This is a genomic window from Achromobacter sp. RW408, from assembly GCF_003184165.1.
Taxonomy (GTDB): Bacteria; Pseudomonadota; Gammaproteobacteria; order Burkholderiales; family Burkholderiaceae_B; genus Achromobacter; species Achromobacter xylosoxidans.
In genome coordinates this window covers 741,154-757,074 of record NZ_QHHO01000049.1, presented here as the reverse complement: position 1 = coordinate 757,074, position 15,921 = coordinate 741,154, and the positions used below count along the sequence as shown (strand labels likewise).

Sequence of the window (15,921 nt, the reverse complement as noted above, 5' to 3'; positions counted from 1 at the left end):
GTCCGGCCGCGGGCCGCGCCGTGATCTTCAGGAGCGAGCCGTGGTGCCAAGGTCGACGCGGAACACGCTGCCCCGCCCCGGCGCCGATTGCAGCGAGACCCGCCAACCCTGGTGCTCGCAGATGCGTTGCACCAGGGACAGGCCCAGCCCGAGGTTGCCGGCGGCAGGCTGCGTGCCGCGCACAAAGGGGCTGAAGACCGCCTGCTGCCGCTCCGCCGGAATGCCCGGACCGTCGTCGGCCACCTGCAGGTATTGGGCGCCGGCGCTGATCGTGACGCGCGCGCCGGGTCCGGCGTATTGCAGCGAATTGCGGATCAGGTTGGACAGCAACGCGCGCAGCAACGGCGCCGGAAAGCGCGGCGGGTCCATTGCCGGCGTCATCCCGTCGGCGCCGCTCGGGCCCGGGGCGGCGCCCCTGTCGAAGACATCGGCGGGCGCGCCGGCCGCCGCGTTCGACGGGCTCGGCCCCGCCGCGGCCTGCAGCGTCAGCGACATGCCGCGCCGCCGCGCCACCGCGCTCCAGGCCGCGAGTTGCTCGCGCGCGGCCTCATCGGCGCTGGCGCGCGCGAACTGGCCCGCGTCGTCGCGCCCGCGCGCCAGCATCAGGTAGGTATCGAGCCGTTCTCCCATGTCGGCCGCGGCCGCCGCGATGCGCCGCAAGCGCGCATTGCCGTCGGCATCCAGTCCCGGCTCTTCCAACAGCAGTTCGCAGGAACTGGAAATCACCATCAGCGGCGTGCGCAATTCGTGGCCGACGTCGGCGGTGAACAGCTGTTCGCGCCGCAGCGCCTGCTCGAGCTGGTTGTAGGTGGCGTCGAAGGCAGCCGCCAACCGGCCGATCTCGTCAGGGGGGTAGTCCTCGGCCAGGCGGGTCTGCGGCGGCTGCGCGCCGCGCGCCGTGACCTGCGCCGCCAGCCTGGCCAAGGGCCGCAGCATGCGCCGCGTGGCCAGGGTGCCCAGCACGAAGGCCAGCGCCAGCCCGCCGGCCAGGCCGCTGACCACGGTCCAGTGCGACGCGGACTGGTTGTGTTCGTACTCGGTGTAGTCGCGCAGCAGCATGTAGCGCTGGCCGTCCTTGTCGTCCACCATGACGTGCCAGATTCGGCCCTCGCGCTCGATCTTGTGGAAGCCCGGCGCCAGGCCCCGCAACCATTGCGGGAACGCCGGTCCGCCCGGTTCGCCATGGAAGAACCGATGCGGCCGGCCCGGGTCGATGCCCGCCAGGAAGTCGCCGCGCACCCGTTCCACCGCCATGCCCATGTCGATGCGCTGCAAGTGGACTTCGAGCGTGTTCACGCTCCAGATCGACACCCAGGTCAGCACGCCGCCGACCAGCAGCGCCAGCAACAGGTACGTGCGCACCAGGTAGCGCGCCAGGCCGCGCCGCGCGCTACGCATCGCCGGCCGCCCGCAATTGGTAGCCGATGCCGTGCACCGTGTGCAGCAGCGGCGCGTCGAACGGCTTGTCGACCACCTGGCGGATCTGGTGGATATGGGTGCGCAGGCTGTCGCTATCGGGCGGGGAATCGCGCCACAGGGCTTCTTCGAGCCGGCCACGATGGACCACCGCGGGGCTGGCGCGCATCAACAGCATCAACAGCTGCAGTGGCGACGGCGGCAGGCGCAGCGCCTGCCCGGCGCGCGCCAGCGCCAGGGTGCCGGTATCCAGCGTCAGGTCGCCCACCCGCAACACGCGCGCCGCGCCGGCGCCGCTGGCGCGGTGCAGCAGCGCCTTGACGCGCGCCGCCAGTTCGGCTAGCGCGAAGGGCTTGACCAGGTAGTCGTCGGCGCCCGCATCGAAGCCGGCCAAGCGGTTGTCGAGCGTGTCGCGCGCGGTGACCATGATGATCGGCGTGCCGCAGCCGGCTTCGGCGCGCAGTTGGCGGCACAGGTCGTAGCCATCCAGCCGCGGCAGCATCAGGTCGAGCACGATCAGGTCGAAGCCGCCTTCAGCGGCCATCGCATAGCCGCGCAGCCCGTCCTCCGCGCAATCGACGATATAGCCGCGGCGCGTCAGGTGATGCGTGATGTTGGCCAGGATATCGGGATCGTCTTCGATGACAAGAACGCGCATGTCGGATCGGGCGGGAATGGAAATCAATCTCAGATTGTAAGCGCGGCCGGCGCCCGGCAGCGGCCGCGGCCACGGGCCGCCGCGTCTTAACGAAATCTTGAACCCCGATGGCGGAGACTGTCCGCCGATGTGAATGGTTCGCGTTACCCGCAAGCCCGCGGGCGCGTCCAGGGTCACTGGATCGGGATTCTCCATGCGTTTGAAATTCGTGTTCCGCGCGGCGCTGGCTGGCGCCGCCCTGCTCTGCGCCGTCGCCGGCGCCCAGGCCCGCCAGGTGACCGACCTGGCCGGGCGCGTCGTGACCGTGCCCGACCATCCGCGACGGGTGCTGCTGGGCGAAGGCCGCTTCGTCTTCGCCATGGCCTTGCTGGACCGCGCCGATCCGGTGGCCCGCGTGGTCGGCTGGCAGGGCGAACTCAAGCAGCAGGACCCCTACTCCTGGCAACAGCTGGTCAAGCGCTTCCCGAAGGCTGCCCAGGTGCCGCTGATCGGCACCACCTCGGAAGCCAGCGTCAGTCCCGAAAAAATCGTCGCGCTCAGGCCCGACGTGGCGGTATTCAGCCTGAGCGGCCACGGCCCGGGCCGCAACAATCCCATGATCGCGTCGTTGCAGCAGGCCGGCATTCCCATCGTCTTCATCGACTTCCGCCAGCATCCGGTGCAAAACACCGTTCCCAGCCTGCGCCTCCTGGGCCAGGCGCTCGACCGCCAGGAACAGGCCGAGCGCTACATTGCATTCTATGAATCGCACATGGCCAAGGTGCGCGACCTGGTGCAACCCGTGCCGCAGGCCGAGCGGCCGCGCGTGTTCGTGGAAATGCTGGCCGGCGTCTGGCCGGCGTGCTGCCACACCACCGGCAACGGCAGCTTCGGCGACCTGCTGCAGGCCGCCGGCGGCGTGAACGTGGCGGCGCCGGTGCTGCCGGGCGCGATCGGCGACGTCAGCATGGAATTCCTGCTGCAGTCACAGCCGCGGGTCTACATCGCCACCGGCAGCCGCTCCGAACCCGGCCGCCCGGGCCTGCTGGTCGGACCGGGCGCCGCCGCCGATGTCTCCGCCGCCAGCCTGTCCGCCTTGCTGCAACGCGACGGCATCCGCGACCTGGAGGCGGTCAAGCGCGGCCGCGCCTTCGGCATCTGGCACGCGTTCTACAACTCGCCCTACAACGTGGCGGCGGTGGAAGCCATGGCCAAGTGGCTGTATCCGGAACGCGCCGCCGCGCTCGATCCGCGCGCCACGCTCGACACGCTGTACCGCGACTTCCTCGACCTGGACGGCGCCGGCACCTACTGGACCGCGCCCGCCGCCCGTTGACCGGCTCTTCCCATGCAGACCCCCGCCACCATGCTGGCCGCCGACGGCATGCCGGACGATCCCGTCGCCCACTATCGCCGCACCCGCAGGCGGCGCCTGCTGCTGGCGCTGGCGCTGGCCGTGCTCATCGTCGCCAGCCTGCTGGCCGACCTCGCCACCGGCCCGGCCGGCCTGGCGTCGGCCGATCTGCTGCGCACACTGCTGCATCCCGACGGCGCCGACGCCGGCACCCGCGTCATCGTCTGGCAGTTCCGCCTGCCCTACGCGCTGATGGCATTGCTGGTGGGCGTGGCGCTGGGGCTGGGCGGCGCCGAGATGCAGACCATGCTCGACAACCCGCTGGCCAGTCCCTACACGCTTGGCGTGTCGGCCGCCGCCGCGTTCGGCGCCTCGCTGGCGATCACGCTGGACTGGCACCTGCCGGCTTTGCCGCCGGGCATGGTGGTGTCGTTGTCCGCCTTCGCCAGCACGCTGGTGTCGGTGCTGGTGCTGGAACGCGTGGCGCGCTGGCGCGGCGGGTCGACGCTGGGCGTGGTGCTGTTCGGCATTGCCCTGGTGTATGCCTTCCAGGCCCTGGTGATGCTGCTGCAATTCATCGCCAGCGAGGAAGCGCTGCAAGGCATCGTCTTCTGGACCATGGGCAGCCTGGCGCGCGCCAACTGGACCAGCGTCGGCGCGATGGCCGTGGCGCTGGCCCTGGCGCTTCCCTATTCCCTGCGCGACGCCTGGAAGCTGACGGCGGTGCGGCTGGGCGAGGAACGCGCCGCCAGTTTCGGCATCGACGTCAAGCGCCTGCGGCTGGTGAGCCTGCTGCGCGTCAGCGCGCTGGCTGCCTTGGCGGTGTCGTTCGTCGGCACCATCGGTTTCGTCGGCCTGGTGGCGCCTCACATCGCCCGGCTGCTGCTGGGCGAGGACCATCGCCACTACCTGCCCGGCAGCGCGCTGGCCGGCGCGCTGATCCTGTCGCTGGCCTCCGTCGCCTCCAAGACCGTGCTGCCCGGCGCGCTGGTGCCGGTCGGCATCGTGACCTCGCTGGTCGGCATTCCCTTCTTTCTCACCATCGTCATCCGCGCCCTCAAGCGCAGCTGACTCCTACCTTCACCGGAGACGCCTTCCCATGCACACCCGCTACCCGTTCGCCCTCGCCGCCCTGCTGGCCGCCGGCGCCGTCCACGCCGCCGCGCCCGCCTGCAGCATCGACGTCGAAGGCCAGCCCGGCAAGAAGTTCGCGCCCGCCCACATCGTGGTGCCCGCCACCTGCCAGGACTTCACGGTGCGCCTGATCCATACCGGCAAGAACAGCAAGGAAAAGGCCGGCCACAACTGGGTGCTGACCCGGACCGAAGACATCGACGCGGTGATGGTCGACGGCATGAAGGCGGGCGCGGCGCATGATTTCCTGGCCCCGGGCGATGGCCGCATCCTGGCCCGCACGCCGATGCTGGGCGGCGGCGAGACCGCCAGCGTCACCTTCCCCGTCAGCCGCCTGGCGGCCGGGCAGTCGTACACCTTCTATTGCTCGTTCCCGGCGCACGCCCAGCACATGCGCGGCACGCTGGCCCTGCAGCGGCCCTGACGCCATGGCCTCGCGGCAGAGCCCCGACACCCCGGCCGCGCTGGAGATCCGCGCGCTCGATGCCGGCTATGGCGCGCGCCCGGTGCTGCGGGGCCTGCGGGCGGGCCCGCTGCGCGAAGGCACGCTGACCGCGCTATTGGGTCCGAACGGCAGCGGCAAATCGACGCTGCTCAAGACCCTGGCCGGCCTGAACCCCATGCAGGCCGGCGAACTGCGGCTGGACGGCGCCGATTTCGGCCGGCTGCCGCCGGCGCGGCGCGCGCAACATGCCATGTACATGCCGCAGGCCCTGCCCAGGGGCGTGCACATGACGGTGCTGGAATCGGTGCTGGTGGCGGCCCGCTCCGGCCGCGCGCGCCAGCCCGGCGACGTGCTCATGGGCGAGGCCATGCGGGTGCTGTCCGAACTGGGCATCAACGCCCTCGCCAGCCGTTGCCTGGACGAGCTGTCCGGCGGCCAGAAGCAGTTGGCCTCGCTGGCCCAGGCCCTGGTGCGGCGGCCGCGCCTGCTATTGCTGGACGAGCCGCTGTCGGCGCTGGACCTGAATTACCAGTTCCACGTCATGGACGTGCTGCGCCGGCAGACCGCAAGCCATCGCCTCATCACGCTGGTGGTGCTGCACGACCTGAACATCGCCCTGCGCCACGCCGACCATGCCCTGCTGCTGCACGGCGGCGCGCTGCTGGCCGAAGGCCCGCCGCGCGAGGTGGTCACGCGCGATACGCTGCGCCGCGCCTATGGCGTGCTGGCCCGGGTCGAACGGTGTCCGCAGGGCCAACCGCAAGTGCATGTGGACGGATTGGCCCATATCGGATTGGCCCATATCGCCTAGATCAGGAACTGCCGGTAGGCCTCGTTCGCCGTCTCTTCCGAATGGGCGTAGCCCAGCTGCGCCAGGAAGCGGTCGAGCGCCGCGTCGTCGGCCACCGGCGCCTGGATGCCCACCAGCACCGAACTGAAGTCGGCGCCCTGGTTGCGGTAGTGGAACAGGCTGATGTTCCAGTTCGGCGCCATGGCGGTCAGGAACTTCATCAGCGCGCCCGGACGTTCCGGAAATTCGAAGCGGAACAGGCGTTCGCCGCCCGCCAGCGGCGAACGCCCGCCGACCATGTAGCGGATGTGCTGCTTGGATACCTCGTTGTGCGTCAGGTCGCTGACCGCGAAGCCCTGCTCCTGCAAGCCGCGCATGATGTCCGCGCCCTCGCCGCGCCGCGCGATCTGCACGCTGACGAAGATGCGGGCGGTGCGGGCGTCGGCGATGCGGTAGTTGAATTCGGTCACGCTGCGCTGGCCCATCACCGCGCAGAAGCGGCGGAAGCTGCCGCGCTCCTCGGGCAAGGTGACGGCGAACACCGCCTCGCGCGCCTCGCCCACCTCGGCGCGGTCGGCAACGAAGCGCATGCGGTCGAAGTTCATGTTGGCGCCCGAGGTGATCGCCACCAGCGACTGGCCGCTCACGCCCTCGCGCTCCACGTATTGCTTGAGTCCGGCCAGCGCCAGCGCGCCCGCCGGCTCCAGCACGCTGCGCGTGTCCAGGAAAACGTCCTTGATCGCCGCGCAGACCGCGTCGGTGTCCACCAGGATCACTTCGTCGAGGAACTGGCGGCACAGGCGGAAGGTCTCTTCGCCCACCAGCTTGACCGCGGTGCCATCCGAGAACAGCCCCACCTCGGCCAGGCTGACGCGCTCGCCCACCTGGATCGACTGCGCCATGGCGCTGGAATCGACCGTCTGCACCCCGATCACCTTGACGGACGGATCCACCGCCTTCATGTACACCGACACGCCCGCCGCCAGGCTGCCGCCGCCGATCGGCACGAACACCGCGTCCAGCCGCCCCGGATGCTGGCGCAGGATCTCCATGCCGACCGTGCCCTGCCCGGCGATCACGTAGGGGTCGTCGAACGCCGGAATGAAAGTCAGATCCTGATCGCGCGCCAGCGTCTGCGCGTAGGCGTAGGCATCGCTGTAGGAGTCGCCCGCCAGCACCACCTGCACCGTCGGCCCGCCGAAGGCGCGCACCGCGTCTACCTTCACCTGCGGCGCGGTCTGCGGCACCACGATGGTGGCGCGCACGCCGAGCCGGGCGGCGGAGATCGCCACGCCCTGGGCGTGGTTGCCGGCCGACGCGGTGATCACGCCGCGCTCCAGCGCCGCCTGCGGCGTGTTGCGCATCTTGTTGTAGGCGCCGCGCACCTTGAACGAGAACACCGGCTGGTTGTCCTCGCGCTTGAGATGCACGCGGTTGCCCAGCCGGCGCGACAGGCCGTGGGCCGGGTCCAGTTCGGTTTCGCGGGCGATGTCGTATACGCGCGCGGTCAGGATCTGGCGCAGGTATTCCATGGGCGCGGCGCGGCCCGCGGTGAATGCATCGGTGTCGGTGGGGGTGGCTTGCGGTTGTTGCATGGGAACTCTCTGCGGCTTTTTCGGGGGCTGGGCCCGGCAGAGGCGGCAACAAAAAACCCGCCTCGTGGGGCGGGTTTGTTTGACTGACTGCGGTCGCGCGTTAACCCACCATTCCAGGAATGATGGTAATAATCAGCGAAATGCGGACGGCGCGGGAAGTCATGGGGCGTAGCTTCCCGCAAGCGCGGCGGTTTGTCAAATCGGCCCGCCTTGGGCATAGGGCCGCACGGGCGCCGGCAGCTCGTCCAGCGGCCGGTGCCGCGCCAACTGCGCCAGCACGCCGCGGAACATGTTCCTCCTGCCCGCGGCGTCGGGCACCCGCCGCACGAACAGGTATTCGAAATGCGCCAGCAAGCGGCGCAGCATGTCGGCGTCCAGCGCCAGCAGGATCTGGCGCAGGTCGTCGGGCAGCACCTCGTCGGGCGAGCACAGGAACAGGCCCATCTGCATGCGCGTCAAGGGCTTGGCGCGGTACAGGGCCTCGCTGGCCGCCAGGCATGCCTGGCGATCATCCAGGGCCAGCAAGGTGGTGCATTTCAAGACCATCAGGAACACCTGGAATTCGGAACCGGGTTCGGCCAGGCCGATGCCCTGGTCGAAATGCTCGATGGCTTCCCGCAGGAGGCCGCGGTTCAATCGCAACTGGCCCAGCACCGCAAAAGCGGACGCGAACGCGGTGCTGCGCGCGAAGGCCTCTTCGGCCAACGCCTCGGCCAGCGCCAGGTGGCCGTGGCTGACGAAGCACAGCAGCTTGGCCGCCGCCAGCGCCAGCATCGGATTGGCCCGCACGTGCGGCAGCGCCTGGAACACCAGCGCCTCGATCTGCGGCTCGAGCTCGGCCGGGACACTGGACAGGTCCAGCACCAGCCGCGCGTACAGGTGCGAGGCCCACATCAGCGCGGTCTGCGGATCGTCGGGATTCTCGGCGCGCAGTTTCTCCAGTTCGGCCTCCGACTCCAGCCAGCTTTGCGGGGTGCGCGACAGCAGCACCGCGGCACTGTGCAAGCGCAACTCGATCGGCTCGTCGGAGGGGCCGGCCACGTCGCCGCGAGCCCGTGCCAGGCTGCGCCAGATTTCGCTTTTCAGGCAAGCCGCGAAAGTCGCGGCGGCGGTCCGGCCGACGTCGGGACCGTCCCCGGGCGCGATGGTCCAGCGCTCGGCGCGCAACGCCGCCCCGCTGGCCGCTTCGCGCAAAACCACCGCGCAATGCACGCCGGCCTCGTCCTGGCGCAAACCAACCTCCACCCGGAATGGCGCGCGCGCTTCGGCGGCGGCCGCCAGCGACAACAGGCTGACGCCCCGCTCGCTCGGCAGGCGCGCCCGCAATGCCGCGGCCAGGTCCGTCAGGAAGGCTCGCACCCGCGGCTCGGCGCGCAAGGCCTCGGGGCCGGCCGCCGGCCCGATGGCGACATAGACGTCGCCGCCCGGCCCCGGCTCGGCCGCGGCGATCCAGCTGTAGCCTTCGCCGTAGCTGGTGGCGATGAAACGGGGCGCACGCGCGGAATCGCCGAGCTTGGCGCGCAGGCGATTGATCAACAGGTCGACGCTGCGCTCGAGGGCGTCGCCGTCACCGCGCTGGGTCACGTCCAGCAGGCGCTGGCGCGGCAGGATCTGGCCCACGTGTCCGGTCAACAAGGCCAGCGCGGCACTTTCGACGGGCGTGAAGTGCACCGTCCTGCCATCGGTACCGCTGGCATAGCGGAACTTCGGATCGAACAACAGATTGCCAAACCGCATTGCCTCTCTCCGCGCCGGGCCTCTCACAACGCCCATCGTCATCCGGCGCCCCGCTCTCACCCGCCCGCGCGCTTTGGCGCGACAGTTGCGGCATATTAGCCAATACTTGCACGCCGTTACCAGAGGTTGTCGATCTTTGGCGCCATTCCTGGACGCAAAAAACCGTCCATCCGGCCACTGGCGCACGCCCGGCGGACGATTGGCGCCCATTTCCGCGCACGCCGCGCGGGTCACGGTATTACAATGTTCGATTCGTGGCAGTCGCACCTTCCAGGCGGTCGGGCTTTTGGACCAGCAAATAAAGGGCGGGCGGCGCCATGTTGAGCCGACCCGGGCCCGCCTGTGTCGGTTCAAACGAACCCACTCTCGACAACATCTACCGGCTGACGCCGCATAGCATGTTCGGGTTTGCGCCTAGCGCCACCGCCGAACAGATTCAAGGATCATGTCTCTTACTCCGAAGATTATCTACACCCTCACCGACGAAGCTCCGGCGCTTGCAACCCGTTCCCTGCTGCCGATCGTCCAGACCTTCGCGAAGTCCGCTGGCATTACGGTCGAAACCCGCGACATCTCCCTGGCGGGCCGCATCATCGCCCTGTTCCCCGACTACCTCGACGACAGCCAGAAGCTGGGCGATGCCCTGTCCGAACTGGGCGCCCTGGCGGTCCAGCCCGAAGCCAACATCATCAAGCTGCCCAACATCAGCGCCTCGATGCCGCAGCTCAAGGCCGCCATCAAGGAACTGCAGGACCAGGGCTACAAGCTGCCCGACTACCCGGACGCCCCGGCCAACGACACCGAGCGCGACGTCAAGGCGCGCTACGACAAGGTCAAGGGCAGCGCCGTCAACCCCGTGCTGCGCGAAGGCAACTCCGACCGCCGCGCGCCGCTGTCGGTCAAGAACTACGCCCGCAAGCACCCGCACAAGATGGGCGCCTGGACGGCTGACTCCAAGTCGCACGTCGCGCACATGGACAGCGGCGACTTCTACGGCACCGAAAAGTCGGCCCTGATCGCCGAAGCCGGCGACGTCAAGATCGAGCTGACCGCCGTCGACGGCAGCAAGACCGTGCTGAAGGAAAAGACCCCGGTCAAGGCCGGCGAGATCATCGACGCCGCCGTGCTGTCGACCGCCAAGCTCAAGACCTTCCTGCAGGCCCAGATCGACGACGCGCGCGCCCAGGGCGTGTTGTTCTCGGTGCACCTGAAGGCCACCATGATGAAGGTCTCCGACCCCGTCATCTTCGGCCACGTGGTGTCCGTGTTCTACAAGGACGTGCTGGCCAAGCACGCCGCCGTCCTCAAGCAGGCCGGCTTCGATCCCAACAACGGCATCGGCGACCTGTACGCCAAGATCCAGTCGCTGCCCGCCGACCAGCAGGCCGCGATCACCGCCGACATCGACGCCGCCTACAAGACGCTGCCGCAGCTGGCCATGGTGAACTCCGACAAGGGCATCACCAACCTGCACGTGCCCAGCGACGTCATCGTCGACGCCTCCATGCCTGCCATGATCCGCGACTCGGGCAAGATGTGGAACGCCGAAGGCAAGCTGCAGGACGCCAAGGCCGTCATCCCCGACCGTTGCTACGCCGGCGTCTACCAGGCCGTCATCGACGACTGCAAGCAGCACGGCGCCTTCAATCCGGTCACGATGGGCAGCGTGCCCAACGTCGGCCTGATGGCCCAGGCCGCCGAGGAATACGGCTCGCACAACAAGACCTTCGTCATCCCCGCCGCCGGCACCGTGCGCGTCACAGACGCCTCGGGCAAGGTGCTGCTGGAGCAGGCCGTCGAGGGCGGCGACCTCTGGCGCATGTGCCAGACCAAGGACGCCGCCATCCAGGACTGGGTCAAGCTGGCCGTCACCCGCGCCCGCGTCAGCCAGACGCCGGCCGTGTTCTGGCTGGACGAAAAGCGCGCCCACGACGCCCAGGTCATCGCCAAGGTCAAGCAGTACCTGAACGACCACGACACCAACGGCCTGGATCTGCGCATCCTGGCGCCGGTCGAGGCCACCAAGTTCTCGCTCAAGCGCATCCGCGAAGGCCTGGACACCATCTCCGTCACCGGCAACGTACTGCGCGACTACCTGACCGACCTGTTCCCCATCATGGAGCTGGGCACCAGCGCCAAGATGCTGTCGATCGTGCCGCTGGTCGCCGGCGGCGGCCTGTTCGAAACCGGCGCCGGCGGTTCGGCGCCCAAGCACGTGCAGCAGTTCCTGGAAGAAGGCTTCCTGCGCTGGGACTCGCTGGGCGAATTCATGGCCCTGGCCGCTTCGCTGGATCACCTGGGCCGCGCCTACGACAACGCCCGCGCGCAAGTGCTGGCCAAGACGCTGGACCTGGCCACCGCCAAGTTCCTGGACGAGAACAAGTCGCCCGACCGCAAGGTCGGCGGCCTGGACAACCGCGGCAGCCACTTCTACCTGGCGATGTACTGGGCCCAGGCCCTGGCCGAGCAGACCGACGACCGCGCGCTGGCCGCGCTGTTCGCCCCGGCCGCCGCCGCGTTCGCGCAAGGCGAAGCCAAGATCCTGGAAGAGCTCAAGGCCGCCCAGGGCAAGCCGGTCGACATCGGCGGCTACTACCAGCCGAACGAAGACAAGGCCAGCCGCGCCATGCGCCCCAGCGCCACGCTGAACCAGGTGCTGGCCAACATCGGCTAAGCCCCCCGCCCCGGGCCGCCTGGCCCGGTGGCGCAAAAAAAGCCGGCGGTTCCGCAAGGAGCCGCCGGCTTTTTCTTTGTTCCGGGATGCCGGGCCGCAGGCGGGGCCTGTCCCGGCATCCCGCTCTCGACCCGTGCCCCGCCGCGCGCCGCTCAGGTCTGCGACACCCTGCGCATCCGTCGCATCTGCAGCCACTGCAGCGCCACGGGAACCAGCGACAGCCCGATGATGATGACCGACACCCAATGCAGGTTGGCGCGCACCCAGGCGATGGAGCCGAGCCAATAGCCCGCCAGCAGCATCGAGCCGCACCAGGCGATGGCGCCGACCACGTTGTAGATGAAGAAAGTGCGGCGCGGCATCTGCGACAGCCCCGCCACGAATGGCGCCAGGGTGCGCACGATGGGCACGAAGCGCGCCACCGTGATGGTCATGGCGCCGTAGCGGGCGAAATAATCGCGCGCCCGTTTCAGGTGATCCGGCTTGACCCAGCGGCTATGCGCCAGCTTCTGGCCCCAGCGCGACGAGGCAATGGCATAGTTGAGCGCGTCGCCGGCAATGGCGGCCGCCGTGATGGCCGCCAACGACGCCAGCGGGTCGATGCCCGCCAGCCCCAGGAACGCGCCGGCCGCGAACAGCAGCGAATCGCCCGGCAGGAACGGCATCACCACCAAGCCGGTCTCGATAAACACGATGGCGGCGATGATGCAGGTGCCCAGCACCCAGTTCTGCGCCAGCAGCGCCATCAGGCCCTGCTCGCTGGTCAACCACGCAAACATCTCGGTAATGCTCATACGGATCCCGCCCTTCTTTTTTCATGGCCGGTGGCGCCGGCCGCGTCATGGATGAAGGGTCGCAGTATGCAGCGGGCCGCGTCGATATTTCATCAAATCCTGGCGCCGCCGACGAGACAGCCGCGGGCGCCGCTCAGCGCTCGGCCATCAACCGATCGAGCCGCAGCCGGCCGCGCTCGTCCGTCAGCCGCCGCATGGCGCCATAGGCCGCGCCCATGGCCGCCATGCCGCTGGCGCCGCACAGCAGGAACATCAGCAGGATCTGGTACTTGGCCGCATCGATCGGGTCCATGCCGGCGATGATCTGGCCGGTCATGATGCCAGGCAGCGTGATGATGCCGGCCGCCGACATCTGGTTGATGCTGGGCACGATGCCGCGCCGCACCGACTCGCGCAGCAACGCCGCGAAGGCCTGGTGCGCGGTCGCGCCCAGCGACAGGCGCGCCTCGATCGCCAGCTTGTCGCGGCGCACGCCCGACAGCACCCCGTCCAGCGCCAGGCTGGCGGCATTGAGCACGCTGCCCAGCACGATGCCGACCAGCGCAATGGTATAGCGCGGGTCGTACCAGGGTTCCGGGCGCAGCGCGGTACTGAGGATGAACAGCGCGGTGACCACCGTGGTGGCCACCACCGCCATCGTGCCCACGTGCCCGTTGCCATGGCCGGCCAACCGCCCCTTGGGCCGGGCCGCGACCTCGCGCGCCGCCAGCGCCATCATCACCGCCACCACCAGCGCGGTCAGCCAGGGCGCCGCGTGCGCGAACACGATACGCAGGATATGGCCGACCAGCAGCAGCTGCACCACGGTGCGCAGCGCCGCCCACAGCACCTGGCGCTGCAGGTTCAAGCGCAACGCGAACGAAATGCCGGCCGACAGCAGCACCAGCAGCGAGGCGATGACCAGGTCCAGCGTCTGCAGCTTGATCACGTCCATTGCGGCTCCAGCTTGCCCTGCTCCATGCGCCAGCCGCGCCTTCCCATGCGGCGCGCCTGCTCGGGATTGTGGGTGACCATGAGGATGGCCGCGCCACCCTCCAGATAGCGGCGCAGTTCGGCCTCGACGCGCGCCGTGGCCTCGGGATCCAGCGCCGCCGTGGGCTCGTCCAGCAGCAAAGCCCGCGGCGCCTGCGCCAAGGCCCGCGCCAGGGCGGCGCGCTGGCGTTCGCCGGTGGACAGCTCCTGCACCAGGGCGTCCATTTTTTCCGGCGCCAGGCCCAGGCGCTGCAACAGTTCGGTGGCCAGGGTCCGGTCGGCGAAATGCCGCGCGACGCGGTCGTCCCACCAGCCGGCCTCGGCCTGGCAATAGGTCACCTGGCGGCGCCATTGCCAACCGCGCATGCCGGAACGCGGCGCGCCGTCCAATTCGACTTCGCCATGGCCCGGATCGAGATCGGCGACCTGGCGCAACAGCAGCGACTTGCCCGACCCCGAAGGGCCGGTGATGGCGGCGCATTCGCCCGCCGCCAGATCCAGGCTGACGGGCGCCAGGCGTTCGCTGTAGACGCCGCGCAGCCTGAGCACGGGAGGTTTCTGTGACATGGCGGCAAGCATAACCCGCGCGCGCCAGGCATATGCGCGGCGCCGCGGCGCGCCCTCGATGCCCTCTCGGGTCCATGCATGAGCTTATGCGTTTCGGCCATGTCCCTATGCGCTTTGCCACCCTGCATATGGGCGCCGCCTCGGTGGCTGTGGCAATGCTTCGCCGCAAAAAACCATTTGCTAGAGTGTCTTTATTGCAAATGAAAATCATACCTACACAGATGTTCAATTCATGCAATACCGGCGATGGAAATTCTTTGTTGTTGCAGTGGACCGACGGACCGACGAGCCGCTCGCGTCCCGTTCCGCCTGACTAGCCGGCCCTGTTCCGAGTATGCCCTGCCCCGGGCATCGTCCGTGCAACGAGAGACTCCGCAAAAGGCGTAACCATCATGAACCGTGAAATCTATGACTTCGTCGCGATCGGCCTAGGCCCTTTCAACCTCAGCCTGGCCTGCCTGTCGGCGCCCTTGCCCGGCGTGCGCGCCCTGTTCCTCGACAAGAAACCCGGCTTCGACTGGCATCCGGGCATGCTGATCGAGGCCTCCACGCTGCAGAACCCGTTCCTGGCGGACCTGGTCAGCCTGGCCGATCCGCGCAGCGAATACAGCTACCTGAACTACTGCAAGCAGACCGGCCGCATCTACTCGTACTACATGCGCGAGAACCACTACCTGACGCGCGCCGAGTACAACCGCTATTGCAAATGGGTGGCCGCGCGCCTGCCGAACCTGCGCTTCAACAGCGACGTGCAGAGCGTGCTGCATGACCCCGAGACCGACACCTACCTGGTCACCGGCCAGCACAGCGTCAATGGCGAACGCTTCATGGTCCGCTGCCGCAAGCTGGTGCTGGGCCTGGGGTCGCAGCCGGTGCTGCCGGCCTGCTGCGACCGGCGCGAAGCGCCCTACATCCACAGCGCCGACTATCTGCGGCACAAGGAACAGCTGCAACGACGGACGTCGATCACCATCGTGGGTAGCGGCCAGAGCGCGGCCGAGGTGTTCCACGACCTGCTGCGCGACAGCGACGAACACGACTACAGCCTGGCCTGGATCACCCGTTCGCCGCGCTTTTTCCAGATGGAGAACACCAAGCTCACGCTGGAACTGATTTCCCCCGACTACACCAATTATTTCTACGACCTGCCCGAGGCTCGCCGCCGCCAGATCCTGGCCGAGCAGAGCAGCCTGTACAAGGGCATCAACGCGTCGCTGATCAACCAGATCTACGACCTGCTCGATGAAAGGATCCACAACGGCGACAACCGCTACACGCTGCTGACCAATGCCGAATTGCGCGCCAGCCGCCATGACCGCGGCACCGGTCGCTACCAGCTGGAATTCCGCCACGTCGATACCGGCCAGCCGTTCTCGCATTCGACCGATGGCCTGGTGCTGGCCACCGGCTATGCGCGCAGCATCCCCAGCTGCGTCAATCCCATCCACGACCGCATCGCCTGGGCCGACGATGGCGGCTACCGCATCGCGCGCAACTACACCATCGACCATGGCGGCAACGAGATCTTCGTGCAGAACAGCGGCCTGCTCAGCCATGGCGTCACCAATCCCGACCTGGGCTTCTGCTGCTACCGCAATTCGCAGATCCTGCGCGAACTGACCGGCCATGAGCACTACGCCGTCGAACCGCGCACCGCGCTGCAGGACTTCCGTCCGCCGGCCAGCGGCGTGTTGGCGCATCGCGCGGCCCAGCCGGCGCCGGCGTGCCGCGGCGCCGTCGCGCCGGAACTGATGCCCATGCTGGACGGCCATCGCGCCGCCACCGTCTGATGCCCCGGGAGCCCGC

At 68.9% G+C, this 15,921-nt stretch carries 13 protein-coding genes; 6 read left to right on the top strand and 7 right to left on the bottom strand.

Features of this window, described 5'->3' with window-relative positions:
- Positions 1 to 27: 27 nt before the first annotated feature.
- Together DK459_RS22935 and DK459_RS22930 are read right to left on the bottom strand one after the other, a co-directional pair.
- Positions 28 to 1,398 (bottom strand): HAMP domain-containing sensor histidine kinase, encoded by a 1,371-nt coding sequence (locus DK459_RS22935; protein WP_110135089.1) that lies wholly within the window; start codon positions 1,396 to 1,398, stop codon positions 28 to 30.
- On the bottom strand, positions 1,391 to 2,074 hold the full coding sequence (locus DK459_RS22930; RefSeq protein ID WP_026383057.1) for a response regulator transcription factor: 684 nt from the start codon (positions 2,072 to 2,074) through the stop codon (positions 1,391 to 1,393). The genes DK459_RS22935 and DK459_RS22930 overlap by 8 nt, the downstream gene beginning before the upstream one ends.
- Before the next feature lie 193 nt (positions 2,075 to 2,267).
- Here DK459_RS22930 and DK459_RS22925 point away from each other — a divergent pair, with 193 nt between their 5' ends.
- From DK459_RS22925 to DK459_RS22910, 4 genes are read left to right on the top strand one after another with little or no spacing between them, the layout of a single operon-like run.
- Positions 2,268 to 3,389, top strand: a complete 1,122-nt coding sequence (locus DK459_RS22925) for an ABC transporter substrate-binding protein (protein WP_054443367.1) — start codon at positions 2,268 to 2,270, stop codon at positions 3,387 to 3,389.
- 12 nt (positions 3,390 to 3,401) lie between these two features.
- Complete coding sequence (locus tag DK459_RS22920) at positions 3,402 to 4,478, top strand: iron ABC transporter permease (protein ID WP_110135088.1); 1,077 nt, start codon at positions 3,402 to 3,404, stop codon at positions 4,476 to 4,478.
- Positions 4,479 to 4,506: 28 nt separating this feature from the next.
- Positions 4,507 to 4,965, top strand: coding sequence for an azurin (gene azu, locus DK459_RS22915; RefSeq protein ID WP_006384188.1), 459 nt, complete (start codon positions 4,507 to 4,509; stop codon positions 4,963 to 4,965).
- Positions 4,966 to 4,969: 4 nt separating this feature from the next.
- A complete protein-coding gene (locus DK459_RS22910; protein ID WP_024068908.1) occupies positions 4,970 to 5,797 on the top strand; it encodes an ABC transporter ATP-binding protein in 828 nt (275 codons plus the stop codon).
- On the opposite strand, the gene ilvA is transcribed toward DK459_RS22910, so the two are convergent.
- Together ilvA and DK459_RS22900 are read right to left on the bottom strand one after the other, a co-directional pair.
- Complete coding sequence (ilvA, locus tag DK459_RS22905) at positions 5,794 to 7,371, bottom strand: threonine ammonia-lyase, biosynthetic (RefSeq protein WP_020927761.1); 1,578 nt, start codon at positions 7,369 to 7,371, stop codon at positions 5,794 to 5,796. The two genes, DK459_RS22910 and ilvA, sit on opposite strands and share 4 nt — an antisense overlap.
- A 195-nt stretch (positions 7,372 to 7,566) precedes the next feature.
- Positions 7,567 to 9,108, bottom strand: coding sequence for a helix-turn-helix domain-containing protein (locus tag DK459_RS22900; protein ID WP_110135087.1), 1,542 nt, complete (start codon positions 9,106 to 9,108; stop codon positions 7,567 to 7,569).
- Between the two features lie 445 nt (positions 9,109 to 9,553).
- On the opposite strand from DK459_RS22900, the gene DK459_RS22895 reads away from it, so the two are divergent.
- Positions 9,554 to 11,782 (top strand): NADP-dependent isocitrate dehydrogenase, encoded by a 2,229-nt coding sequence (locus tag DK459_RS22895; RefSeq protein ID WP_110135086.1) that lies wholly within the window; start codon positions 9,554 to 9,556, stop codon positions 11,780 to 11,782.
- 152 nt (positions 11,783 to 11,934) lie between these two features.
- Here DK459_RS22895 and DK459_RS22890 read toward each other — a convergent pair whose 3' ends face one another.
- The 3 genes from DK459_RS22890 to DK459_RS22880 form a co-directional block, all read right to left on the bottom strand.
- Positions 11,935 to 12,576, bottom strand: a complete 642-nt coding sequence (locus DK459_RS22890; RefSeq protein WP_049051035.1) for a VTT domain-containing protein — start codon at positions 12,574 to 12,576, stop codon at positions 11,935 to 11,937.
- 133 nt (positions 12,577 to 12,709) lie between these two features.
- Positions 12,710 to 13,510, bottom strand: coding sequence for an iron export ABC transporter permease subunit FetB (gene fetB / locus DK459_RS22885; RefSeq protein ID WP_026383065.1), 801 nt, complete (start codon positions 13,508 to 13,510; stop codon positions 12,710 to 12,712).
- Positions 13,501 to 14,115 (bottom strand): ATP-binding cassette domain-containing protein, encoded by a 615-nt coding sequence (locus DK459_RS22880; RefSeq protein ID WP_223821407.1) that lies wholly within the window; start codon positions 14,113 to 14,115, stop codon positions 13,501 to 13,503. Before DK459_RS22880 ends, fetB begins: the two co-directional genes overlap by 10 nt.
- A gap of 392 nt (positions 14,116 to 14,507) precedes the next feature.
- On the opposite strand from DK459_RS22880, the gene DK459_RS22875 reads away from it, so the two are divergent.
- On the top strand, positions 14,508 to 15,905 hold the full coding sequence (locus tag DK459_RS22875; protein WP_054447541.1) for a lysine N(6)-hydroxylase/L-ornithine N(5)-oxygenase family protein: 1,398 nt from the start codon (positions 14,508 to 14,510) through the stop codon (positions 15,903 to 15,905).
- Positions 15,906 to 15,921: the final 16 nt, after the last annotated feature.